This is a genomic window from Streptomyces galbus (assembly GCF_005280195.1).
Taxonomy (GTDB): Bacteria; Actinomycetota; Actinomycetes; order Streptomycetales; family Streptomycetaceae; genus Streptomyces; species Streptomyces galbus.
On record NZ_SZPR01000011.1, the window covers coordinates 122,244 to 145,673 of the forward strand.

The 23,430-nt window shown below is 72.1% G+C and carries 18 protein-coding genes; 7 read left to right on the plus strand and 11 right to left on the minus strand.

What is annotated here, in order from left to right; all coding sequences use genetic code 11:
• Positions 1-13 precede the first annotated feature (13 nt).
• The 5 genes from E4U92_RS11605 to E4U92_RS11625 all read left to right on the plus strand — a co-directional run bounded on the left by E4U92_RS11605 (position 14) and on the right by E4U92_RS11625 (position 10,443).
• Positions 14-922 carry a sugar ABC transporter permease gene (locus E4U92_RS11605; protein WP_137300255.1) on the plus strand — a complete coding sequence of 303 codons (909 nt, stop codon included), beginning with the start codon at positions 14-16 and terminating at the stop codon, positions 920-922.
• Between the two features lie 208 nt (positions 923-1,130).
• Entirely contained in the window at positions 1,131-2,867 is a 1,737-nt protein-coding gene (locus E4U92_RS11610; RefSeq protein ID WP_137300506.1) for a glycoside hydrolase family 13 protein, read from the plus strand.
• A gap of 120 nt (positions 2,868-2,987) precedes the next feature.
• Entirely contained in the window at positions 2,988-4,367 is a 1,380-nt protein-coding gene (locus E4U92_RS11615) for an alpha-amylase (RefSeq protein ID WP_174863804.1), read from the plus strand.
• 267 nt (positions 4,368-4,634) lie between these two features.
• On the plus strand, positions 4,635-10,028 hold the full coding sequence (gene pulA / locus E4U92_RS11620) for a pullulanase-type alpha-1,6-glucosidase (RefSeq protein WP_137300256.1): 5,394 nt from the start codon (positions 4,635-4,637) through the stop codon (positions 10,026-10,028).
• Positions 10,029-10,080: 52 nt separating this feature from the next.
• Positions 10,081-10,443: a 5-carboxymethyl-2-hydroxymuconate Delta-isomerase gene (locus E4U92_RS11625; RefSeq protein ID WP_137300257.1), complete on the plus strand. Its 363-nt coding sequence runs from the start codon at positions 10,081-10,083 to the stop codon at positions 10,441-10,443.
• A gap of 17 nt (positions 10,444-10,460) precedes the next feature.
• Here the strand turns inward: E4U92_RS11625 and E4U92_RS11630 are convergent, their stop codons facing one another.
• The 3 genes from E4U92_RS11630 to E4U92_RS11640 form a co-directional block, all read right to left on the minus strand.
• Positions 10,461-11,150, minus strand: a complete 690-nt coding sequence (locus E4U92_RS11630) for a TetR/AcrR family transcriptional regulator (RefSeq protein ID WP_137300258.1) — start codon at positions 11,148-11,150, stop codon at positions 10,461-10,463.
• Positions 11,151-11,216: 66 nt separating this feature from the next.
• Positions 11,217-13,139: a hypothetical protein gene (locus E4U92_RS11635; RefSeq protein ID WP_137300259.1), complete on the minus strand. Its 1,923-nt coding sequence runs from the start codon at positions 13,137-13,139 to the stop codon at positions 11,217-11,219.
• Positions 13,140-13,188: 49 nt separating this feature from the next.
• Complete coding sequence (locus E4U92_RS11640) at positions 13,189-13,722, minus strand: tetratricopeptide repeat protein (protein WP_373311465.1); 534 nt, start codon at positions 13,720-13,722, stop codon at positions 13,189-13,191.
• Between the two features lie 97 nt (positions 13,723-13,819).
• Between E4U92_RS11640 and E4U92_RS11645 the strand changes: the two genes are divergently transcribed.
• The gene (locus tag E4U92_RS11645) at positions 13,820-14,257 is read left to right on the plus strand and encodes a hypothetical protein (RefSeq protein WP_174863806.1); all 438 of its coding nucleotides are present in this window, start codon (positions 13,820-13,822) and stop codon (positions 14,255-14,257) included.
• Between the two features lie 95 nt (positions 14,258-14,352).
• On the opposite strand, the gene E4U92_RS11650 is transcribed toward E4U92_RS11645, so the two are convergent.
• The 8 genes from E4U92_RS11650 to E4U92_RS11685 all read right to left on the minus strand — a co-directional run bounded on the left by E4U92_RS11650 (position 14,353) and on the right by E4U92_RS11685 (position 22,828).
• Positions 14,353-15,927 (minus strand): DUF1996 domain-containing protein, encoded by a 1,575-nt coding sequence (locus E4U92_RS11650; RefSeq protein ID WP_137300261.1) that lies wholly within the window; start codon positions 15,925-15,927, stop codon positions 14,353-14,355.
• Positions 15,928-16,097: 170 nt separating this feature from the next.
• Complete coding sequence (locus tag E4U92_RS11655) at positions 16,098-16,751, minus strand: LuxR C-terminal-related transcriptional regulator (RefSeq protein ID WP_137300262.1); 654 nt, start codon at positions 16,749-16,751, stop codon at positions 16,098-16,100.
• Positions 16,736-18,013: a sensor histidine kinase gene (locus E4U92_RS11660; protein ID WP_137300263.1), complete on the minus strand. Its 1,278-nt coding sequence runs from the start codon at positions 18,011-18,013 to the stop codon at positions 16,736-16,738. Before E4U92_RS11660 ends, E4U92_RS11655 begins: the two co-directional genes overlap by 16 nt.
• Positions 18,014-18,131: 118 nt before the next feature.
• Positions 18,132-19,265 (minus strand): SDR family oxidoreductase, encoded by a 1,134-nt coding sequence (locus E4U92_RS11665; RefSeq protein ID WP_137300264.1) that lies wholly within the window; start codon positions 19,263-19,265, stop codon positions 18,132-18,134.
• Positions 19,266-19,325: 60 nt separating this feature from the next.
• On the minus strand, positions 19,326-19,913 hold the full coding sequence (locus E4U92_RS11670; RefSeq protein ID WP_137300265.1) for a winged helix-turn-helix domain-containing protein: 588 nt from the start codon (positions 19,911-19,913) through the stop codon (positions 19,326-19,328).
• Positions 19,914-20,265: 352 nt separating this feature from the next.
• On the minus strand, positions 20,266-21,303 hold the full coding sequence (gene glnII / locus E4U92_RS11675; RefSeq protein WP_137300266.1) for a glutamine synthetase: 1,038 nt from the start codon (positions 21,301-21,303) through the stop codon (positions 20,266-20,268).
• Between the two features lie 327 nt (positions 21,304-21,630).
• Entirely contained in the window at positions 21,631-22,356 is a 726-nt protein-coding gene (locus E4U92_RS11680; RefSeq protein ID WP_137300267.1) for an RlpA-like double-psi beta-barrel domain-containing protein, read from the minus strand.
• A gap of 112 nt (positions 22,357-22,468) precedes the next feature.
• Positions 22,469-22,828 carry an arsenate reductase family protein gene (locus tag E4U92_RS11685; RefSeq protein ID WP_137300268.1) on the minus strand — a complete coding sequence of 120 codons (360 nt, stop codon included), beginning with the start codon at positions 22,826-22,828 and terminating at the stop codon, positions 22,469-22,471.
• Positions 22,829-22,970: 142 nt separating this feature from the next.
• Here E4U92_RS11685 and E4U92_RS11690 point away from each other — a divergent pair, with 142 nt between their 5' ends.
• On the plus strand, positions 22,971-23,285 hold the full coding sequence (locus E4U92_RS11690) for a hypothetical protein (protein WP_137300269.1): 315 nt from the start codon (positions 22,971-22,973) through the stop codon (positions 23,283-23,285).
• Positions 23,286-23,430: the final 145 nt, after the last annotated feature.

Here is a 23,430-nt window from a genome sequence, read left to right on the forward strand (position 1 = left end):
GGCAGGAGTTCCCATGAGCACGACCACCGTCGAGACCTCCGCCGCGGTGACGAAGGACAGCCCCGCCCCGGTCCCCGGGCGGGTGCGGCGGCGCGGCGAGAGCGGCCCGCTGGCCTCCCTCGCCTCGCACGGCATCCTGATCGTCGCGAGCCTCGTCGCCCTCTTCCCGGTCGCCTGGCTGGTGTTCCTGTCCCTCGGACCGGACAAGGACGACTACCTGCACCCCGGGCGCATCTGGTCGAAGATGACGTTCGACAACTACGCGTTCGTCCTGCAGCACACCAACTTCTTCGACTGGCTGACCAGTTCGCTGATCGTGTCGCTGGGCACCACCCTGCTCGGCGTCCTGGTCGCGGCGACCACCGGCTACGCGGTGTCGCGGATGCGCTTCCCGGGCTACCGCAAGTTCATGTGGGTGCTGCTGGTCACCCAGATGTTCCCGGTGGCCGTGCTGATGGTGCCGATGTACCAGATCATGGCCGACCTCCAGCTCATCGACACCTACCTCGGCCTGATCCTCGTCTACTGCTCGACCGCGGTGCCGTACTGCGCGTGGCTGCTCAAGGGCTACTTCGACACCATCCCGTTCGAGATCGACGAGGCCGGCCGGGTGGACGGGCTGAGCCCGTTCGGCACCTTCTTCCGGCTCATCCTGCCGCTCGCCAAGCCGGGCCTGGCGGTCGCCGCCTTCTACAGCTTCATCACCGCGTTCGGCGAGGTGGCCTTCGCGACGACCTTCATGCTGGACGACCAGAAGTACACGCTCGCCGTCGGCCTGCAGAGCTTCGTCAGCGAGCACGACGCCCAGCGCAACCTGATGGCCGCCACCGCGGTGCTCATCGCGATACCCGTGTCCGCGTTCTTCTACCTCGTGCAGAAGAACCTGGTGACCGGACTCACCGCCGGCGGCACCAAGGGCTGAGCGCCCCCGGGCGCGCTCCCAGGGCACCGGACTCCCGTGCCGCACCCGGTCCTGACCCGAGCCACGACGGCCCGGGACCAGGCCCCCGGGTGCCTCGGGGGGGTGGCCGCGGGGTCCATCCGACCCCGCTGACCCCGCGGCCACCTCGTCAACCGTCCGCCGCCGAAGACGACCCATGACCTCCCTTCCCTTACGCATCAAGGACGCCATGAGCCAGCAGCACTCCGCCGCACCGGCCCCGCACACCGCCGTCGCCACCGTCGCCCCGCGCGGCGACTGGTGGCGGGACGCGGTGATCTACCAGGTCTACCCGCGCAGCTTCGCCGACAGCAACGGCGACGGCATGGGCGACCTGGAAGGCGTACGCTCCCGCCTGCCGTACCTGCGCGACCTCGGCGTGGACGCGGTGTGGCTCAGCCCCTTCTACGCCTCCCCGCAGGCCGACGCCGGCTACGACGTGGCCGACTACCGTGCCGTGGACCCGATGTTCGGCAGCCTCCTCGACGCCGACGCCCTGATCCGCGACGCCCACGGGCTGGGCCTGCGGATCATCGTCGACCTGGTCCCCAACCACTCCTCCGACCAGCACGAGTGGTTCAAGCGCGCCGTCGCCGAGGGCCCCGGCTCCCCGCTGCGCGAGCGCTACCACTTCCGCCCCGGCAAGGGCGCGCACGGCGAACTGCCGCCCAACGACTGGGAGTCCATCTTCGGCGGCCCGGCCTGGACCCGGGTGACCGAGCCCGACGGCACCCCCGGCGAGTGGTACCTGCACCTGTTCGCGCCCGAGCAGCCCGACTTCAACTGGGACCACCCGGCGGTCGGCGACGAGTTCCGCTCGATCCTGCGCTTCTGGCTGGACATGGGCGTCGACGGCTTCCGCATCGACGTGGCCCACGGCCTGGTCAAGGCGCCGGGCCTGCCCGACCTGGGCGCCCACGACCAACTCAAGCTGCTGGGCAACGATGTCATGCCGTTCTTCGACCAGGAGGGCGTGCACGAGATCTACCGGCAGTGGCGCACGGTGCTCGACGAGTACGCCGCGAAGGAGGGGCCCGAAGGGCCTTCGTCAGAGGGGCGGTGGTGGGAGACGGGCGGGCGGATCTTCGTGGCCGAGGCGTGGACCCCGACCATCGAGCGCACGGCGCACTACGTCCGCCCGGACGAGCTGCACCAGGCGTTCAACTTCCAGTACCTGTCCACCGCGTGGGACGCGGCCGAGCTGCGCGAGGTCATCGACCGCACGCTGGAGGCGATGCGCCCGGTCGGCGCCCCCGCCACCTGGGTGCTGTCCAACCACGACGTCACCCGGCACGCCACCCGCTTCGCCAACCCGCCGGGCCTGGGCACCCAGATCCGCCTGGCCGGCGACCGCGAGCTCGGTCTGCGCCGGGCCCGGGCGGCGAGCCTGCTGATGCTGGCGCTGCCCGGCTCGGCCTACGTCTACCAGGGCGAGGAGCTGGGCCTGCCGGACGTCGTCGACCTGCCCGACGAGGTGCGCCAGGACCCGGCGTACTTCCGTGGCGCGGGCCAGGACGGCTTCCGCGACGGCTGCCGGGTGCCGATCCCGTGGACCCGCGAGGGCTCCTCGTACGGCTTCGGCAGCGGCGGCAGCTGGCTGCCCCAGCCGGCCGGGTGGGCGGAGCTGAGCGTGGAGGCGCAGACCGGCCGGGCCGGGTCGACGCTGGAGCTGTACCGCGCCGCCCTGCGGGTGCGCCGGGAGCAGCCCGACCTGGGCGCCGGCGACGGTGTGGAGTGGCTGACGGCGCCCGCGGGCGTCCTGGCTTTCCGGCGCGGGGAGTTCGTGTGCGTGGCCAACACCACCGGGGAGGCCGTGACGACGCCCGCCTACGGGCGGCTGCTGCTGGCCAGCGGTGAGGTCGCCGAGACCGGCGGCGAGGCGAAGGTCCCGGCGGACACCACTGTGTGGTGGAGCACCGCCCGGTAATTTCTTGCATCAACTTGCTCCGGCCCGCTGCCCATTTGGGCGGCGGGCCTTTAACATCTGCGTCACTGCAAGGTTTCAGCAAGATTGCAGCAAGAACCTTCAACGGTGAAGGAACCCCACATGGCACGCAGAACGACCCTCCCGGCGGCCCTCCTCCTCGCGGCCGTCGCCATGGTTGGCATGAACCCGACGAGTGCACAGGCCTCCCCACCTGGCACCAAGGACGTCACCGCGGTCCTCTTCGAGTGGAAGTACGACTCGGTCGCCAAGGAGTGCACCGGCACCCTCGGCCCCGCCGGCTACGGCTACGTGCAGGTCTCCCCGCCCGCCGAGCACATACAGGGCTCGCAGTGGTGGACGTCGTACCAGCCGGTCTCCTACAAGATCGCCGGGCGGCTCGGTGACCGGACCGCCTTCCGGAACATGGTCAGCACCTGCCACGCGGCCGGTGTGAAGGTCGTCGTCGACACCGTGATCAACCACATGTCGGCCGGCAGCGGCACCGGCACCGGCGGCTCGTCGTACACGAAGTACACCTACCCCGGCCTGTACTCCTCGCCCGACTTCGACGACTGCACCAGCCAGGTCGGCAACTACGCCGACCGCTGGAACGTCCAGCACTGCGAACTCGTCGGCCTCGCCGACCTCGACACCGGCGAGTCCTACGTCCGCGGCGCGATCGCCGGGTACATGAACGACCTGCTGACCCTCGGCGTGGACGGCTTCCGCATCGACGCCGCCAAGCACATCGACACCGCCGACCTCGCCAACATCAAGTCCCGGCTCACCAACCCGTCGGTGTACTGGAAGCAGGAGGTCATCTACGGCGCCGGAGAGGCCGTCCAGCCCACCGAGTACACCGGCAACGGCGACGTCCAGGAGTTCCGCTACGCCTACGACCTCAAGCGGGTCTTCAACAACGAGAACCTCGCCTACCTCAAGAACTACGGCGAGGGCTGGGGTTACCTGAGCAGCTCCGTGGCGGGCGTCTTCGTCGACAACCACGACACCGAGCGCAACGGCTCCACGCTCAACTACAAGGACGGTGCCACCTACACGATGGCCAACGTCTTCATGCTGGCCTGGCCCTACGGCGCACCCGACATCGACTCCGGCTACGAGTGGTCGGACGCGGACGCCGGACCGCCCAACGGCGGCACGGTCAACGCCTGCTGGCAGGACGGGTGGAAGTGCCAGCACAAGTGGCCGGAGATCATGCGCATGGTCGCCTTCCGCAACGCCACCCGCGGCCAGGCGGTCACCAACTGGTGGGACAACGGCGGCGACGCGATCGCCTTCGGACGCGGCAGCAAGGGCTACGTGGCCATCAACCACGAGTCGGGCAGCCTCAGCCGCACCTACCAGACCTCGCTGCCCGCGGGGACGTACTGCAACGTGCAGAACAACACGACGGTCACCGTGAACTCCTCGGGCCAGTTCACCGCCACCCTGGGCGCCAACACGGCGCTGGCCCTCTACGCGGGCAAGTCGAGCTGCTGAGCCGCCGCGCCCGCTGCCCGGCGCCGCCCGCCGGGTGACCGGACGAACCGCCCGTCCCGCACGGGCGGTTCGTACCGCCCCCAGGACACGGCGGCCGTCGCCCGATGAAAAGTCTTGCTACTGGTTGCATGACTCTTGCTGTAAAGCTTTCAGCGGCGGTACGGTCACGCGGGCGCCCGGCGACGCTGCCGACGAGGATCAGGCAGGACACCGCCGCGGCGCAGGGGTCGGACCCACTTGAGCCGTTTTCGCTAGGAGTTCACGCCTGTGATACCGAGATGGCCGGCGCCCCCGACGCGCCGTACCCCGCGGGCCGGACGGATCGCGGTGCTCACCGCCGCCGCCCTGGCCGCCGCCCTCGTGCAGCCGCTGGCCGCCCACGCCGCCGCACCGCCGGCGCCGCCGTCCGACGCCGCCCTGGCCGCGCAGCCCGCCCGGCACGACGCCACCCGCGAGCAGTTCTACTTCGTCCTGCCGGACCGCTTCGCCGACGGCGACGCGTCCAACAACCGCGGCGGCCTGACCGGCAGCCGCCTGAGCACCGGTTACGACCCCACCGACAAGGGTTTCTACCAGGGCGGTGACCTCAAGGGCCTGACCCGCAAGCTCGACTACATCAAGGGGCTGGGCACCACCGCCCTGTGGATGGCGCCCATCTTCAAGAACCGTCCCGTGCAGGGCACCGGCGCCAACGCCTCGGCCGGCTACCACGGGTACTGGATCACCGACTTCACCCAGGTCGACCCGCACTTCGGCACCAACAAGGACCTGGAGACCCTCATCTCCACGGCCCACGCCAAGGGCATGAAGGTCTACTTCGACGTCATCACCAACCACACCGCGGACGTCGTCGACTACGAGCCGAAGTCCTACGACTACCTCTCCAAGGGCGCCTTCCCGTACCTGACCGAGGACGGCAGGCCCTTCGACGACGCCGACTACGCCGACGGCACGCGCACGTTCCCGGCGGTCGACGCCGGCTCCTTCCCGCGCACCCCGCAGGTCACCAGCCGCAGCAAGGTCCCGGCCTGGCTCAACGACCCGACGATGTACCACAACCGCGGCGACTCCACGTACGCCGGCGAGTCCACCACGTACGGCGACTTCTCCGGGCTCGACGACCTGTGGACCGAGCGTCCCGAGGTCGTCCAGGGCATGGAGAAGATCTACCAGCGCTGGGTGCGGGACTTCGGCGTCGACGGCTTCCGGATCGACACCGTGAAGCACGTGAACATGGAGTTCTGGACGCAGTGGGCCACCGCCCTCGACGCGTACGCCGAGAAGCGCGGCCGCGACGACTTCTTCATGTTCGGTGAGGTCTACTCGGCGGACACCTCCATCACCTCGCCGTACGTCACCCAGGGCCGCCTCGACGCCACCCTCGACTCCCCCTTCCAGGAAGCGGCCCGCCAGTACGCCTCCCAGGGCGGCAGCGCGCGCAAGCTCGCCGCGGTCTTCGGCGACGACTACAAGTACACGACCGACAAGGCCAACGCCTACGAGCAGGTCACCTTCCTCGGCAACCACGACATGGGCCGCATCGGGTACTTCCTGAAGCAGGACAACCCCAAGGCCACGGACGCCGAGATCCTCGCCAAGGACCGCCTCGCCAACGAGCTGATGTTCCTCAGCCGCGGCAACCCGGTCGTCTACTACGGCGATGAGCAGGGCTTCACCGGCGCCGGCGGCGACAAGGACGCCCGCCAGCCGATGTTCGCCTCGAAGACCGCCGACTACCTCGACGACGACGAGATCGGCACCGACCGCAGCCACGCCGACGCCGCGTACGACACCAAGGCCCCGCTGTACCGGCAGATCGCCGAGCTGTCCCGGCTGCGCAAGGCCCACCCGGCCCTCGCGGACGGCGTGCAGACCGAGCGGTACGCGGCCGACGGCGCCGGCGTGTACGCCTTCTCCCGCACCGACGCCCGGACCGGCACCGAGTACGTCGTCGCCGTGAACAACGCCGGCGAGGCCAGGACCGCCACCTTCGCGACCGGCTCCGCCGCGATGCGCTTCGACGGCCTCTACGGCACCCGCGCCCGCGTCACCTCGGACGCCGACCGCAAGATCACCGTGACCGTCCCGGCGGGCTCGGCGATCGTCCTCAAGGCCGCGGGCAGGCCCGCCCGCCCGGCCGTGAAGCCGTCCGTCACCCTGCGGGCCCCGGCCGCCGGCGCCACCGGCACCGTCGAGATCGGCGCGGACGTCGACGGCGGGCAGCTCAACCGCGTCGTGTTCGCCGCCCAGGTCGGCGACGGCGCCTGGAAGGTCCTCGGCTCCGCCGACCACGCCCCGTACAAGGTCACCCAGGTGCTCGGCACCGACGTACCGGCCGGGACCGCGCTGCGCTACAAGGCCGTCGTCGTCGACTCGGCCGGCCGCACCGCGAGCGCCACCGCCGCCTCCACGTCCGGCACCCCGCCCGCCGAGGAGACGCCCACCGCCTCCTCCCGCGACTACGCGGTCGTGCACTACCAGCGGCCCGACGGCGACTACGCCGACTGGGGCCTGTACGCCTGGGGCGACCTCGCCGACGGCGAGGCCACCGACTGGCCGAAGAGCCACCCCTTCGCCGGCCGTGACGCCTACGGCGCCTTCGCCTGGGTCAAGCTCAAGCCGGGCGCCTCGAACGTCGGCTTCCTGGTGATCGACAAGGACGGCACCAAGGACGTCGCCACCGACCGCACCATCGACGTGACCAGGACCGGCGAGGTCTGGATCCAGCAGGGCAAGGCCGACGTCCGCACCGAGCGGCCCGAGTACCCGGCCCAGGACACCGGCAAGGCCGTCCTGCACTACCACCGCGCCGACGGCGACTACGACGGCTGGGGCCTGCACGTCTGGACGGGCGCCGCGAACCCCACCGAGTGGTCGAACCCGCTGCGCCCGGTGAAGACTGACGCCTATGGCGCGGTCTACGAGGTGCCGCTCAGCGCGGGTGCCACCAGTCTCAGCTACATCCTGCACAAGGGCGACCAGAAGGACCTGCCGACGGACCAGTCGCTGGACCTCACGGCCGCCGGCCACGAGGTGTGGCTCGTGAGCGGCCAGGAGGAACACCTCCTCCCGCAGCCCGCGGGCAGCGCGGCCGCGCTCGACCTGACCACCTCCAAGGCGGTCTGGATCGACCGCGACACCCTCGCCTGGAACGGCTCCGAGGCGGCCGCCTCCACCCAGCTCGTGTACTCCCGCGACGGCTCGATCGCGGTCAAGGACGGTGCCCTGACCAGCGACGACGAGCGCTGGCTGCGGCTGACCAGGTCCGCGCTCACCGACGCCCAGAAGGCGAAGTTCCCGCACCTGAAGGGCTACACCGCCTGGACCGTCGACCCCCGCGACCGCGACCGGGTCCGCGAGGCCCTGCGCGGCCAGGTCGTCGCCACCCAGCGCGCCGCCAACGGCGCCGTCCTCACCGCGACCGGCGTCCAGCTCGCGGGCGTCCTCGACGACCTGTACGACGCCACTGCGGCGAAGCTCGGCCCGGTCTTCACCAAGGGCCGGCCCACCCTGTCGGTGTGGGCGCCCACGGCACAGTCGGTGAAGCTGGAGGTGGGCGGCGACACCGTCGCCATGCGGCGCGACGACACCACCGGCGTCTGGTCCGTCACCGGCCCCGCGTCCTGGAAGGGCAAGCAGTACCGGTACGTGGTGAAGGTCTGGGCGCCCAGCGTCCGCAAGGTCGTCACCAACAAGGTCACCGACCCGTACTCCGTCGCGCTGACCGCGAACTCCGAGCGCAGCCTGGTCGTCGACCTCGACGACAAGGCCCTCGCCCCGCACGGCTGGACGAGCTACCCCAAGCCCGCCGCCGTCCCCCTCAGGGACGCCCAGATCCAGGAACTGCACGTCCGTGACTTCTCCGTCGCGGACCGCACCTCCCGGCACCCGGGCACCTACCTCGCCTTCACCGACAAGGACAGCGACGGCTCGAAGCACCTGCGGCAGCTCGCCGCGGCCGGCACGTCCTACGTGCACCTGCTGCCCGTGTTCGACATCGCGACGATCCCCGAGAAGAAGGCCGACCAGGCGAGCCCCGACTGCGACCTGGCCGCCCTGCCGGCCGACTCCGACCAGCAGCAGAAGTGCGTGACGGCCGTCGCCGCGAAGGACGCCTACAACTGGGGCTACGACCCCTACCACTACACGGTCCCCGAGGGCTCCTACGCCGGCGACCCGGACGGCACCGCCCGAACCGTCGAGTTCCGCAAGATGGTCAAGGCGCTCAACGAGGACGGCCTGCGGGTCGTGATGGACGTCGTCTACAACCACACGACGGCCGCCGGCCAGGCCGACACCTCCGTCCTGGACCGGATCGTGCCCGGCTACTACCAGCGCCTCCTCGCCGACGGCTCGGTGGCCAACAGCACCTGCTGCGCCAACACCGCGACCGAGAACGCCATGATGGGCAAGCTGGTCGTCGACTCGATCGTCACCTGGGCCAAGGAGTACAAGGTCGACGGCTTCCGCTTCGACCTCATGGGCCACCACCCCAAGGCCAACATCCTGGCCGTCCGCAAGGCCCTCGACGCGCTGACCGTGAAGAAGGACGGCGTCGACGGCAAGAAGATCATCCTGTACGGCGAGGGCTGGAACTTCGGTGAGGTCGCCGACGACGCCCGCTTCGTCCAAGCCACCCAGAAGAACATGGCCGGCACCGGCATCGCGACCTTCTCCGACCGGGCGCGGGACGCGGTCCGCGGCGGCGGCCCCTTCGACACCGACCCCGGCGTCCAGGGCTTCGCCTCCGGCCTGTACACCGACCCCAACGGCTCCACCGCGAACGGCACCCCGGCCGAGCAGAAGGCCCGCCTGCTGCACTACCAGGACCTGATCAAGGTCGGCCTGTCCGGCAACCTCGCGGCCTACCGCTTCAAGGACACCGACGGCAAGGAGGTCACCGGCGCCCAGGTCGACTACAACGGCGCCCCGGCCGGCTACGCGGCGGCGCCCGGCGACGCCCTCGCCTACGCCGACGCCCACGACAACGAGTCGCTGTTCGACGCGCTGACCTACAAGCTGCCCGCGTCGACCGGCGCCGCCGACCGCGCCCGGATGCAGGTCCTGGCGATGGCCACGGCGACCCTCTCGCAGGGCCCGGCGCTGTCCCAGGCCGGCACGGACCTGCTGCGCTCGAAGTCGCTGGACCGCAACTCCTTCGACAGCGGCGACTGGTTCAACGCCATCCACTGGAACTGCGCCGACGGCAACGGCTTCGGCCGCGGACTGCCGCCGGCGGCCGACAACGAGTCCAAGTGGTCCTACGCCAAGCCGCTGCTCGCCACGGTGAAGGTGGGCTGCCCGCAGATCACCGGGGCGTCGGCCGCCTACCAGGACCTGCTCAAGGTCCGCTCGACGGAGAAGGTGTTCTCCCTCGGCACGGCCGAGGCCGTGCAGGCGAAGCTGTCCTTCCCGCTGTCGGGCGAGGAGGAGACACCGGGCGTGATCACCATGAAGCTGGGCGACCTGGTCGTGGTCTTCAACGCGACGCCCGAGTCCCAGCGGCAGCGGGTGGGCTCGCTCGCCGGCACCGGCTACGCCCTGCACCCCGCGCAGGCGTCGGGCGCGGACCCCGTGGTCAGGACGTCGGCGTACGACAAGTCCACCGGCACCTTCACGGTCCCGTCCCGCACCGTGGCCGTCTTCCGGACGACCGGCTGACCGCGGCTAGGGTGACGCCGTCGCCGTAGAAGCCAGCAGGACAGGAGTGCTCATGCCGCAGATCACCGTCGACTACTCGGACCGGCTCGTGGACGTCTTCGACCGGCCCGGGTTCGCCACGGCGCTGCACGAGGCCACCGTGGAGATCGCGGCGGCCACCCCGCAGGCGTGCAAGACGCGGTTCCGCCGCACCGAGGACGTGACCGTCGGACCCGACACCGGCGGACACGCCCACGTGCACGTCGGCCTCGCCCTGCTGCCGGGGCGCAGCGACGAGACCAAGGCGCGGCTGACCGAGCGGACGCTCGAGCTGCTGCGCGAGCACATCGGGCCGGTCGGGGGCCTCACCCTGCACGCCTCGGCCGAGGTGCGCGAACTCGACGCCTCCTACCGCAAGTCCGAGACCGCCGCCTGAGGGAACCGCCTGAGCGATCAGGCGGCGAGGGAGACGAGCCGGGTGACCAGGTCCGCGAAGGGCCCGTCACCCGGCTCGTCCTTCAGCAGCGGCTTCAGCAGGGCCGCCGTGGGCCCGTCGTGGGCCGCGGCCACCGCGACCAGCGCGGCGAAGTCCTGCACGAGCTGCACCTCCAGCTCCGCGCGCGGCACCCGCCGGCCGTCCAGCCACAGCAGCGCCGTGGACTCCGCGAGCGAGATCCACGAGCGGACCACCAGTTCCAGGCGCGCGGGCGGCTCCTCGATCCGCAGGTGCGAAAGGATCTGGACATACGCGGCCTGCCGCACGGAGTCGATGAGCGCGTTCGCCGTGGACGAGCCGACCGCCGGGCCGCCGCGCATCAGCGCCGAGAAACCGGGTCCGTGGTCGTCGACGAAGTCGAAGTAGCGGCGCATCACGCGCAGCAGCCGTGCCCCCAGCGGACCCTCGTGCGGCTCCCGGAAACGGTCCGCGAGATCCTCCGCCGCACGCTTCAACGCGGCCTCGTACAGGCTGAGTTTGCCGGGGAAGTAGTGGTACACGAGGGGACGGGAGATGCCCGCCGCGGACGCTATCTCGTCGATGGAGACCTCGTCCGGGGAGCGGCGGGCGAACAGTTCGAGGGCGACGCCGATCAACTGCTGCCGCCGCTCCTCCACTGTCAATCTGCGACGAACCCCGGTAGTCATACGAACACCTTACCGATCGGATCCGGCCGCGAACGGCCCGGAGCGACCGGGAGGGTTCACCCGCGTTCACCGCAGCCCGTGGATCGTCCTCCCGTCGGCCAGCCGTCCGGAGAGCTCCGCCCGGCTGCCCTGCGCCGCCCGCAGCGCCAGCAGACTGCCCTCACCGGAGCCGGTCACCCCGCCCGTCGCGCGGATCGACTCGGTGCCCTTCGCGCCGGCCGCCAGGAGGTGCCAGCTCCCGCCCTGTGCCTTCCACAACACCCCGGCCAGCACGTGCGGGTCGCGCGGCCCGCAGGCCGGCACGTCCCCGGCCGTCGCCACCGCCGCCCCGAACAGCCCGCCCGGCGTGCGGAACTGGGCCAGTACCCGGCTGCCGTCCCCGCGCCAGGTGTCCGCCCGGGTGCACACCCAGGTCGCCGTGCCGCTCCCGTCGGGCAGCGGCTGGCGCGCGTACTGCCAGGCGTTCACCGTCCGCACGCCCTGTCCGCGCACCTCGCCCAGCGAGCAGGCGAACGGTGCCCAGGTGCGCAGCCCCAGCGCGCCCGTCGGGTCGTGCTCGGCGGTCGGCCGCCCGGACGTGAGCAGCGCCGGCACCAGCTCGCCGAGGTCGCTCAGCAGGTGCGCGCCGGAGGCGTCGGTCACCTCCAGGACGTTCCACGTCGTGCACGCCCCGCTGCGGGTCGCCGGGCTGGCCAGCGGGGAGGTGATCCCGTCGGTCAGCGTCAGGGCCATCTCCCCGGCGCCCGGCTTGGACAGGTCCCGCTCGGTCGCCTTCGTCACCCACGGCGCGGTCAGGTACCGCACGTTGCCGTCGGACCGGCCCAGCACGACCGCGCTCGCCGCGGCGCCACTCGCGCCGTCGACCCGGGCGAGGTCCAGCGCGGCCCCGACCGTGCCGTCCTTCGGCTCGGCGTAACGGGCGATGCGCAGGCCGTCGTAGAGGATCACCACGCGCGCGCTGTCGACGGCGCCCGCGTACAGCAGTTGCGGCGGTCCGGCCGGGCCGCCGGACGGGGTGCCGGGGGTCGCCGAGACCTGCACCGACTCGCCGGGCCGCGCCCATACCGCGAGCGCGCGCCGCAACAGCTTCTTGTCGGCCGTCAGTTCACCGCGCGCGGGCCACGCCGAGAAGTCGGTGCGCGGGGAGGTGCGCCAGGCGGCGGGGGAGACCCTGACCAGCCGGCCCGGGTCGAGCGCGGCCTCGGCGGCGGGGTTGCGCGCGTACGACGGTGCGGCGGCGCCGTCGGGTCCCCAGCCGTCGCCGGGCAGCGCGAGGAGCGTCCCGCACACGGCGAGCGCGGCGGCCGCGACGAGGGCCGCCCGGGCGTGCTGGCGGCGGCGCATCAGATCGGTGGGCCGCGCCTGCAGCGAGCAGGGGTCGAACTCGGGCGAATCCAGCAGCGCGTAGCGGGCGGGCACCGTGTCCGCCTCGTCCAGCGCCTCGTCCGGGTCCTCGACGCCGCACTCGGTGAGGATCCTGCGCACCTCGCCGTCGGTCATCCGCTCCAGGCCGCGCAGCACGTACGCCGCGCGGGCCGGGCCGGACAGCGCGGACAGCTCCTGGTCCAGGGCGAGTTCCTCGGCGCCACCGGAGCGCGGGAACAGCTTCAGGCCCCGCACCTGCGGCAGCACCGGCGGCAACTGGGCCCGCTTCGGCCAGGCCCGGCGGCGCAGCGGCAGGCCCGCCTCCAGCGCCGTGCGCACCACGCGCTGGCGGACGTAGGCGTACCCCGGGTCGCCGTCCCGGCCCGTGGACTGCGCCGGGATCACCGGGGCCGCCGCGCGGCTGCGGGGCAGGGCGCGCTGGGCGAGGGCGTGCGCGGTCAGGACCCGCCGGCTGCGGCCGAGTCCCGACGGCAGCAGCAGATGGGCGAGCCGGACGAGGCGCGGATAGTGCTCGACGAGGGCGGCCTCGGCCTGCTCGACGTCGACGACCCGGTCCGCGGGGGAGCCGGGGGCGGGGCGCTGGGCGACATCCTGTGACTGCACGTCCGGGAGAACGAGCGACGCCGGGCCCGGTCACCGCCGGACGGACCCATCACCCGTCCGTGTGCCCCGCTCCGGCCGGGGGCTCGTCCACCAGGGCGCGGGCGTAGTGGGCCATCGACCGCTGGTAGCGCGGCAGATGGGCGGCCAGCGCCTCGAGGACCAGGGCCAGGCCCTCGCGGTCGCGGCCCAGGCTCGACAGGCACAGCGCCAGCGTGGCGCGCACGGCGTCGTCCAACTCGTCCGACGGCGCGGTCAGTTCCGGCGTCAGCAGCGCGACGCCCTCCTCGGCCCGGCCGATGTTGCGCAGCGAGCTGGACAACTGGATCTTGGCGCGCCGGCCCTTGTAGCCGCTCGCCTCGGACAGGCCGCGTTCCAGGGCCTGCCGGTACAGCGGGACCGCCCGGTCGGAGTGCCCGGTGGAGTCCCAGGCGCACGCCTGCTCGAACGGCCCGAGGGGGCTGTCCCCGGGCAGCTCGGCGACGAGCCGGTCGATCACGGCCCGGAAGGCCGGGGCGTCCTCCTCGGCGTAGTCGCCGAACGTGTCCCAGGCGGCCGCCACCCGCTTCTCCCAGTCATCGTCCACCGGGGCACCTTCGCACACCCGTGCCGTTCGGCGCCGGTATTTTGAGCGCTCCGGACCCGGGAGCCGTATCGAGGGCGAGGCCCTGAGGGAGGAACAGATGAAGGTGACCCGACCGATGCTCGCGGTGGCCGGCGCCGCCGCGGTGCTGACGCTGGCGGGGTGCGCGTCCGGGACCGAGCAGCGGGCGACGGTGCCCGTGACGGCGACCGGCAGCCTGGAGCACCTCGCCGCCGAGGTGAAGTGCACGCCGAACATCCAGATCGACGCCGACGAGATCCGCCAGGCCGTCTGCAAGGACGCCAAGGGCGCCACGGACGCCAAGGGCGCGGCCGCGGGGAAGTTCATCCTCGCGACGTTCGCCACGGACCGCGGCCAGCGCGAGTGGATCAACGGCGCCAAGGACTACGGCGGTCACTACCTCGTCGGCCGCAAGTGGGTGGCGGTGGGCGAGACCGGCACGGTCACGGCGCTGCGCCGGACCCTGGGCGGGGACATCGAGGAGGGCACCGACCACTCGGCCCACTCCGGTCACTGAGGTCGTGGCAGTCGACGGTCAAGAAGAAGCCGGCGGCGAGATGTTCTCGCCGCCGGCTTCCGGCGCGGGCCTCCCGAGCGGGCCCGCTCAGTGGATCACTGGCACTTCCTGCCGCCGTTGATGCAGTTGACCATCTTGTTCATCAGGTTCGCGGAGAAGAAGTTGATGAAGTCGTTGTGGTCGGTCACCGGCTTGTGCAGCTGCTCGGGGAAGGTGTCCACCGCGTAGGGGTTGACCACCTGGCCGTTCTGCAGCTTGGGCGCCGGGACGTTGTAGACCAGCCGGACCTGGAGCTGCGGGATCGCCTTGAAGCCGTTGGCGCAGGTGCCGTCGGCCTGGACGAACGCCACGTGGGTGCGGTGGTTGGCGCTGTCGATGTTCTGGCCGTCCCAGCAGCTCTGGAAGTTGGTCGTGCGCACCACCTGGCTGCCCTGGGGGCAGATCGGGTACTTGTCGTGGAGCTGGACCTTGTTCTCGAAGCCGGTGCAGCTCCAGTTGACGTTGGCGTTGCCGAGGCCGTTGACGAAGGACTTCGCGTCACCGGTGATGATCCGCAGGGCCTGCGGCATCGCGACGACCTTGCCGCGCTTGTTGCCGACGAACTTGAGCTGGGCCTGGGCCGGCTGGAGGATCTTGCCGACGTTGCCCTCCTTGCCGCCGCCGTCGTTGTTCTGGTCGAAGTCCTTCGACCCGTCCTGGACGCGCAGCACCGGCCAGAAGTACGACGACTTGTCGCCCTGGTTCTGGCAGCTCGTCTCGGCCCCGGCCAGCTCCTGGTCGCTCGCGAAGGCGTCGTTGCTCTGGTTGCCGACGTAGTCGTGCAGGTGGTGGGCGCCGTTGGTGACACCGGGTGCGACGATCACGTTGTCGGTGTTGTGGTTGTTGTTGCCGTTGGTGCCGCACCGGGTGGTGAAGCTGCCCGTGGAGCCCGACCGGCCGTTGGCGCGCAGGCCGTTGGTGCCCACGCCGAGCTGGGCGCTGCCGCCCTGGACCTTGGTGATGTCCACGAAGTCCGACGCCACCGGGCCGTTGCCGCCCTGCCCGCCGTTGCCCTGCTGCTGGCCGCCGTTCTGGCCGCCGTTGTTCTGCTGGCCGCCGTTGTTGTTCTGCTGCCCGCCGTTGCCCTGCTGCTGGCCGCCGGTGTTGTTCTGCTGCTGCCCGCCGTTGTTGTTGCCGCCGGCGTTGGTCTGCGGCTGGGCGGCCTGCGTGGTGCAGGAGGCGAGCTGCTTGAGCGAGTTGTCGAAGGTGCCGCCGACGCGCTGGATGTCGATGCGGATCCGGTCGATCGTCGCGGACCGCTTCTCCTTGAGGGGGCCGACGATCGCGTTCTGCACGAAGTTGGCGTCGTTGGTCTGCGCCTGGCGCGTGGAGGCGAGCCGGTTGTAGGCCTCGGTGATCTGCTTGTCGAGGTTCGCCAGCTCCCTGTCCACGCCGTAGCGCGCCGCCCGCGGCACATTGGTCAGCTTCTGGCCGACGTCCGGGCAGGAGATGGTCGCCACCTGCGCGCCGGCGGCCTTCGTCCGGTTCTGCTGCCACGGGTTGTTCGACTCGTGCGCAGAGGCGTAGAAGTTCGCCCAGATCAGCCCGCCCCCACCGAGCGCTAGGGCCGCCGATGCGGCTATGGCCTTGGTGGCCATCGACGAACGGCGCTTACGTGTGTTGCGTCCCATGGAACTCCTCTGACTTCCTTGCGGGGCAGCATCGAGGCGCCCGACAGGAGTGAAGCGGCGCCCTCCCATACGGACGCCGCCCCAGGTGTGTTCAGCGGTCTCAGGAATTCCTCAGGCATCCACGGACCGAACGCGTCGCAACTGGCCGTTGTCGCACCCTGGTTGCGATGTCACCGGTCCTGGTCGAGGTGGGCGAGCACGGCCAGGACCCGGCGGTTGTCGTCGTCCGACACCTCCAGGCCCAGCTTGGTGAAGATGTTCGCGGTGTGCTTGGCGATCGCCCGCTCCGTCACCACCAGCTTCCCCGCGATCGCCGCGTTGGACCGGCCCTGCGCCATCAGCTCCAGCACCTCACGCTCGCGCGGCGTGAGCCGGTCCAGCGGCCGGTCCGCGCCGCCGCCGCGGGCCAGCAACTGCTGGATCACCTGCGGGTCCATCGCCGTACCGCCCGCCGCGACCCGGCGCACCGCGTCCACGAACTGCTCCGCGTCGAACACCCGGTCCTTCAGCAGGTAGCCCACCCCGCCCCGCCCGTCGGCGAGCAACTCGCGTGCGTAGAGCTGCTCGACGTGCTGGGACAGCACCAGCACCGGCATGCCCGGCCGCTCCCGGCGCGCCCGCAGCGCGCACTGCAGCCCCTCGTCGGTGTGGGTCGGCGGGAGCCGGACGTCGACCACCGCGACGTCCGGCTCCAGTTCCGCGAGGGCCCGCTCCAGCTCCGGCCCGGACTCGACGGCGGCGGCGATCTCGAAGTCGTAGGCCTCCAGCAGCCGCACGAGCCCGTCCCGCAGCAGGAACAGGTCTTCGGCTAGGACAACGCGCACGGAATCTCCAGGGTCACCAGCGTGGGGCCGCCCGCCGGGGAGCTGACGGCCAGGACGCCGTCGAACGTACCAAGCCGGCGCTCCACCCCGGCCAGTCCCGAACCCGCCCCGACCCTCGCCCCGCCCCGCCCGTTGTCGGTCACGGTGGCGCGCAGCATGCCGTCGGCGTGGTGCAGGTCGACCCAGACCCGGTCGGCGCCGGAGTGCTTGACCGCGTTGGTCAGCACCTCGCTGACCGCGAAGTACGCCGCCGACTCCACCGGCGCCTCCGGCCGGCCCGCGAGGTCCACGGACACCTCGGTGGGCACCGGCAGCCGCAGCGCCAACGCCCGTACGGCGTCGCCCAGTCCGCGCTCGGCCAGCACCGGCGGGTGGATGCCCCGCACCAGGTCGCGCAGCTCCGCCAGGGCGTCGGCGGAGGACTGCCGGGCCTGCGCGAGCAGCGCCCTGGCCCGCTCCGGGTCCTTGTCGATGAGCACCTCGACGGTGCCCAGGTCCATGCCCATCGCCACCAGCCGGGCCTGCGCCCCGTCGTGCAGGTCGCGTTCGATGCGGCGCAGTTCGGCGGCCGAGGCGTCCACCGCGTCCCGTCGCGTCTCGGTGAGCACCCGCACCCGCTCGGCCAGTTCCTCCTGGCTCGGGGTGAGCACCGCCCGGGTCAGCCGGAAGTGCGCGGTCAGCAGGCGCGGGCCGTAGCGGTAGCCGAGGAACAGGAACCCGCAGGCCAGCGGGATCGCCCCGAGCGCCGAGAACGGGCCGGACACCGGCAAGAAGGCGTACCAGTACGTGCCGCCCGGCGACTCGGCGTACGCCCGCCACAGGCCGAGCGCGAGCGCGAACCCTTCGACCGCGTAGAAGACCAGCACCCCCGGGAGCAGCGCGGTGAAGAAGCCGGCCGTCATGTCCACCGGCAGCAGCAGCACGTCCCGCCAGGTCTGCCGGTCGCGCAGCAGCGCGAAGGTGCGCGTCCACGGGTTGGCGCCCTCGGGGAGCGGACGGTACGCCGTCTCGATGCGCACCCCGCACCAGTCGGCGGCGAGCCTGCGCCGGGCGTCGGCGAAGGCCCGTACCGCCGCCAGCACCGCCGGAGTGGTGACGAGGCCGACGCCGATCGGGATCAGGGCGATGGACAGCAGGGTCAGGACCAGGCACAGGATGCTCACCGGCAGCATCGCCACGGCCAGCGTCAGTCCCCGGACGGCGGCCAGCACCATGGCCCGGGTGCGCGCCCGGACCTCGTCGCTCCTCGAGTGGGTGTTCATGACGCCAGTCTGCCGACCCGCCGGACGCCGGTCACGGGGCCGAGGTCCCCGGTCAGAGGGTGGTGCCAGGTACACCGCCGGGCCCGTGTCCGGCCGTCGCTAGGGGGTGTCTCGCCGGTCAGGCCGGGCTCGCGGCGTCCGGCACCGCGCCTCGCCGCGTTGTCGTCGGTTGGCGATGCCCCGCATCGCCGCCCTCCTCCGCCTTGCGATGCACGGCACCGGACGCCGCTCCCTGATCCGGCCTGACCGACGAGACACCCCCTAGGACCTCGGCCTCGCGGTCCGGGTCCAGCCCCTTCGCCGTGCGGTCCGGCCGCATCGGTGCCGTGCCGCCGATCTCCCGCAGCCACGCCCAGGTGTCGGCGACGGTCTCCTCGACGGGGCGGCAGCGCAGGCCCGCCGCGAGCGCCCGCGAGACGTCCGCGGCGTGCAGGTGGTCGTGCAGCTCGCTGTCCGGCGGCACCCACACCGGGAGCTGGGTCCACGGCTCGACGCCCGCGTCGAGGACCACCCGCGGGTCGGTCCAGCACAGCTCGGCCGGCCCGCCGGTGACCGCGGCGCACGCCTCGAGGAGGGTGCCCATGGTGGCGTGCCCCGACGGCCCGACCAGCGTGTACGGCCCGCTCAGCTCCCGCTCGGCCGCCGTGAGCGTCCACGCGGCGAGGTCCCGTACGTCGACGTACTGCAGGGGCAGGTCCCGCGGGCCCGGGGCGAGGACGGGACCGCCCCGGGCGATCCTGGTCAGCCACCAGGGCAGCCGGCCGACGTTCTCGTACGGGCCGAGGATCAGCCCGCACCGCACCAGCAGGGACCGGTCCTCGCCGAACTCCTCGACGGCGGCGATCTCGGCGCCCCGCTTGTCGCGCGCGTAGTCGGTGAGGTCCGCGTCCGGGTCGGCGCCCTCCACCAGCGGCGCGTCCTCGGTGTGGCCGGCCGGGGCGGGCCAGGCGTACACCGAGCAGCTCGACACGTACACGTACCGTCCGGCGCGGCCCCGCAGCAGCCGCGCCGACACCCGCACCGCGCGCGGCGCCGCCGACCAGGTGTCGACGACGACGTCCCAGGTGCCGGCCGTCCCGGCGAGGGCGGCGAGCCCGTCGGGCGCGGTGCGGTCGCCCCGCACCAGCCGCACCCCGCGCGGTGGTCGGTGCCGTCCCCGGTTGAGGACGGTCACCTCCCAGCCGCGCCCGAGGGCCGCCTCGACGACGGCCCGCCCCACGAACTCCGTCCCGCCCAGCACCAGAAGTCTCATACCGCCGACTGTGCCCGGTGCGGGCGCGGGACGGAACGGCGCTCTGCCGTCAGCAGACGCTCAGCGCTCGGCCGGCGGCACGTACTTGTAGCCGACCCGGCGCACCGTCTGGATCGACGCGCGGTGCGCGGCACCGAGCTTGCGGCGCAGCCGCGCCACGTGCACGTCGACGGTACGGCCGTCCCCGACGTGCCCGTAGCCCCACACCGTGGTGACGAGCTGGTCACGGGTGTGCACCCGGTGCGGGTGGGCGACGAGGTGGGCCAGCAGCTCGAACTCCAGGTACGTGAGGTCGAGTTCCTGCCCGTCGACCCACGCGGTGCGCTGCACGGGGTCGATCCGCACGAAGGGCTCGGCCTCCGCGTCGGGCTGCGGCGCTTCCGGCGCCCGGGGGGCGTCGGGGACCGCCACCGGCAGGAACGGCGGCTGCTGGTCGGCCGGGACCAGCACCAGGTAGCCGATCATCGGCGGCTGTCCCGGCAGGGCGGGCAGGGTGTGCGGGGGAGCGGGCAGCCAGGTGGCGCCCGGCGGCAGGAAGTCCGCCACGTCCACGACCTCGTCCCGGTCGACGGCACGCAGGCGGTGCCGGGCGGTCGACGGGGCGGAGGGGAGCGTGGCGGCGGAGGACAGGGTACGGGTGGTCGCCATGAGAGGTCAGCTCTTTCGCGCGAGAAGGTCGTCAGGGACGGACGTTCACTGCGCGCGGGCCGAAGGCCGGGCGTACGGCGTGGGAGGCCGTGGGCGGCTTTAGAGGGCCGGCGCGTTCGTCGCGCGGCAACACACCCGGTCGAAGTCGTGGTGCTGACGGGACGGCCAGAAGGGCTCGAGGTCAGGACGACGACCCGTCGCGCTGCACCCCTGGTATCCGGTCATGGCCCCATTGAAGCAGACACCGGTCCCGCAGAGGAGCCTCCTTCCACACCCTGGACGCCTGGCATCGCCATTCGGACAGCGGCGAAGGGCGCCCGTCGCACGGCGGGCGCCCCTTGCACGGGGTGTCTCAGACCTGGCCGGCCTTCTCCAGGGCGGAGCAGCACGTGTCGACGAGCAGGCGGGTCACCACGTACGGGTCGACGTTGGCGTTGGGGCGGCGGTCCTCGATGTAGCCCTTGCCGTCCTTCTCGACCTGCCACGGAATGCGCACCGAGGCGCCGCGGTTCGAGACGCCGTAGGAGTACTGGTCCCACGGGGCCGTCTCGTGCAGGCCGGTCAGACGGTCGTCGATGCCGGCGCCGTAGTTCTTGACGTGGTCGAGCGGCTTGGAGCCCTCGCCCAGCGACTCGCACGCGGTGATGATGGCGGCGTAGCCGTCGGGGCCCTCGCGCATCGCCCTGGTGGAGAAGTTGGTGTGCGCGCCCGCGCCGTTCCAGTCGCCCTTCACCGGCTTCGGGTCGAGCGTCGCGGCGACGCCGAAGTCCTCGGCGGTGCGGTACAGCAGCCAACGGGCCACCCAGAGCTGGTCGGAGACCTCCAGCGGGGCCAGCGGGCCGACCTGGAACTCCCACTGTCCGGGCATCACCTCGGCGTTGATGCCGGAGATGCCCAGGCCCGCCTTCAGGCAGTTGTCCAGGTGCGCCTCGACGACGTCCCGGCCGAAGATCTCGTCGGCGCCCACACCGCAGTAGTAGCCGCCCTGCGGGGCGGGGAAGCCGCCCTTGGGGAAGCCGAGGGGGTGGCCGTCCCGGAAGAACGTGTACTCCTGCTCGATGCCGAAGACCGGCTCCTGCGCGGCGAACTGCTCGGCGACCTCGGTCAGCGCGGCCCGGGTGTTGGTGGGGTGCGGCGTGAGGTCGATGTTCAGGACCTCGCACAGCACCAGGATGTCGTCGCCGCCGCGGATCGGGTCCGGACAGGTGAACACCGGCTTGAGCACACAGTCCGAGGCGTGGCCCTCGGCCTGGTTCGTGGAGGACCCGTCGAAGCCCCAGATCGGCAGCTCGGCACCCTTGGCGTCGTCGGCCAGGATCTTGGTCTTTGAACGCAGCTTGGCCGTCGGCGCGGTGCCGTCGATCCAGATGTACTCAGCCTTGAAGCTCACGGGACACATCCTTCGGGGGTGGGTCCGGGCGCGTCGAACGGTGCCGTGGGACCGCCCGGTGTTGCCCGCGAGCCTGTCAACAGGCGATTTCCCGGCCATTGCCCGAGTGTGAACCCCGCGTTACCGGGGGGTGCCGTGGGGTGCCTCGCGCGGTGAGGGCACCGGCGCTCGTATGCGATGGGGCGGGGGAGCGGTGGATCTGTGGACCGGAGGGACGGGGGAGCGGGGCTCGACCCCGGCGCGCCGCACCTGGGGAGAAGGCGGCGGCCGGGGCGGAGATCCCCGGACCGCCGCCCGAGCGACTTCCTGGGCGTCAGCGGCCGGGCGTCACCCCACCTTCTGGATCAGGGCCCGGCGGATCAGGAACTTGCCGGGCTCACGGACCTGTTCGAAGGCCGCGTTGTTCAGCAGGACGCAGCTCCCGGAGACCGAGGTCACCTCGACCGTGGTGGACTTGTTGTTGTCCAGGTTGGTCACCTTCAGCTTCGTCCCGGCCGGGAACTGGTTGCTGGAGGCCGCCGGGGCACCGGCCTCGCCGGAGAGCGTGACGGTCGAGCCGTTGCAGACCTGCTGACCCGAGGCGGCACCGTTGTTGCCGGCGTTTCCCGCGGCGTTGCCGGCCGGGGCGGTCTGCCCGGGCGGGGTGGTGGCCTGCTGGTTGCCGTTGCCGTTGCCGTTGCCCTTGCCGTTGGCGTTCGCGTTCCCGTTGCCCTGCTGGCCGTTCTGCGCCGCCTGGGAGCCCTGAGCCGACTCCCCCACGACACAGCCCGACGCCTTCTGCTGGACCTTGATCTGCTCGATGACCGCCTGCCGGTTGGCGATCCGGGCCTGCGACTGCGCGTCGGGTGCGGTCCGCTGGCCCTCGATGAACCGCTCGTTGTTGCCGAGGGCCGTGGCCAGCCCCTGGCAGACCGACGACTGGGCGGCCGTCTGCGGGGGCTGGGCGGCGTTGGAGGTGGACGCCATGACGAAGGCGCCGCCTCCCGCCACCGTCGCGGCGCTCACCAGCAGCGCGACCTTCTTCTTCGTGCTGAGAGTTCTCCTGCGCGACATGCGCGCCTCCTGAAGAGGTAGGGGAGCGTACGCCGCTATGTACGAGATACCGAACGCGGTGACTCAGCCGGGAGCGGGAGTCGTCGGAGTGACCTGCGTCACGGCGCCCCGACTACCGGGACAGGGCGTCCCGTACGGCCTCCTCGGTGCGGCCCACCACCGCCGTGCCGTCGTCGGCCGTGATGATCGGGCGCTGGATCAGCTTGGGGTGTTCGGCGAGCGCGGTGATCCAGCGGTCCCGGGCGCCCTCGTCGCGCGGCCAGTCCTTGAGCCCCAGCTCCTTGGCGGCAGGCTCCTGGGTGCGGGTGATGTCCCACGGTTCGAGGCCGAGCCGGCCGAGGACCTCCCGGATCTCGTCCTCGGTCGGGACGTCCTCCAGGTAGCGGCGGACGGTGTAGTCGGCACCCTCCGCGTCGAGCAGGGTGAGCGCGCTGCGGCACTTGGAACAGGCCGGGTTGATCCAGATCTCCATGAGGTTCACCGTAGCGGGCGTGAGGCCTGAATGCGCCTGTGGCCAGGGGCTTTTGTCAGTGGGGGGCGGTAAAATAGAAGCAGTGTTCGAGGATGGACCCGGGGCGTCCGGGTCCGGTCCTGACCGCGACAGGAGGATGCCTGTGCCCGCTGCCGCCATCAAGTCCACGCCGTTGCCGACCCGGTCCACCGCGAAGCGTCCGGTCCTGCTCGACCTGCCCTACGAGCCCGTGGAGAAGCGCCCGCTGCCGCCCGGCCGCCCCCGCGAGTGGTACGTCGGCCACAACCGCCGCCTGAAGGCGATGCGGCTGGCCATCGCCCTGCTCGACTCGGGCGTGTACCTGCCGAACCAGGCGCGCAACGACACGATCCGCACCACCGCCGAGATGATCGGCGTCCACCCGCCGTCCGACACCACGTGCCACATGGTGCGGGCGCTGATGAAGTACAGCCGTTAGACGCTGTCGCTGTGACGGGGCCCGGCGCCGGGGTGGAGCCGGGCCCTGTCCGTGGGCGGCCGCGGGCCGTCGGGGGTCGCTCGCGCCGTTCGCCGCGCCCCTGGGGTGGGTGTGCGCCGGTGTGGAGGTGGTCAGTTCCCTGCGG

Bases quoted from the DNA above. Each gene is read 5' to 3' on its own strand.
- E4U92_RS11605 (WP_137300255.1), top strand. From the start codon at position 14: ATGAGCACGACCACCGTCGAGACCTCCGCCGCGGTGACGAAGGACAGC.
- E4U92_RS11610 (WP_137300506.1), top strand. From the start codon at position 1,131: ATGAGCCAGCAGCACTCCGCCGCACCGGCCCCGCACACCGCCGTCGCC.
- E4U92_RS11615 (WP_174863804.1), top strand. From the start codon at position 2,988: ATGGCACGCAGAACGACCCTCCCGGCGGCCCTCCTCCTCGCGGCCGTC.
- E4U92_RS11625 (WP_137300257.1), top strand. From the start codon at position 10,081: ATGCCGCAGATCACCGTCGACTACTCGGACCGGCTCGTGGACGTCTTC.
- E4U92_RS11630 (WP_137300258.1), bottom strand. From the start codon at position 11,150: ATGACTACCGGGGTTCGTCGCAGATTGACAGTGGAGGAGCGGCGGCAG.
- E4U92_RS11645 (WP_174863806.1), top strand. From the start codon at position 13,820: ATGAAGGTGACCCGACCGATGCTCGCGGTGGCCGGCGCCGCCGCGGTG.
- E4U92_RS11650 (WP_137300261.1), bottom strand. From the start codon at position 15,927: ATGGGACGCAACACACGTAAGCGCCGTTCGTCGATGGCCACCAAGGCC.
- E4U92_RS11660 (WP_137300263.1), bottom strand. From the start codon at position 18,013: ATGAACACCCACTCGAGGAGCGACGAGGTCCGGGCGCGCACCCGGGCC.
- E4U92_RS11665 (WP_137300264.1), bottom strand. From the start codon at position 19,265: ATGAGACTTCTGGTGCTGGGCGGGACGGAGTTCGTGGGGCGGGCCGTC.
- E4U92_RS11670 (WP_137300265.1), bottom strand. From the start codon at position 19,913: ATGGCGACCACCCGTACCCTGTCCTCCGCCGCCACGCTCCCCTCCGCC.
- E4U92_RS11680 (WP_137300267.1), bottom strand. From the start codon at position 22,356: ATGTCGCGCAGGAGAACTCTCAGCACGAAGAAGAAGGTCGCGCTGCTG.
- E4U92_RS11685 (WP_137300268.1), bottom strand. From the start codon at position 22,828: ATGGAGATCTGGATCAACCCGGCCTGTTCCAAGTGCCGCAGCGCGCTC.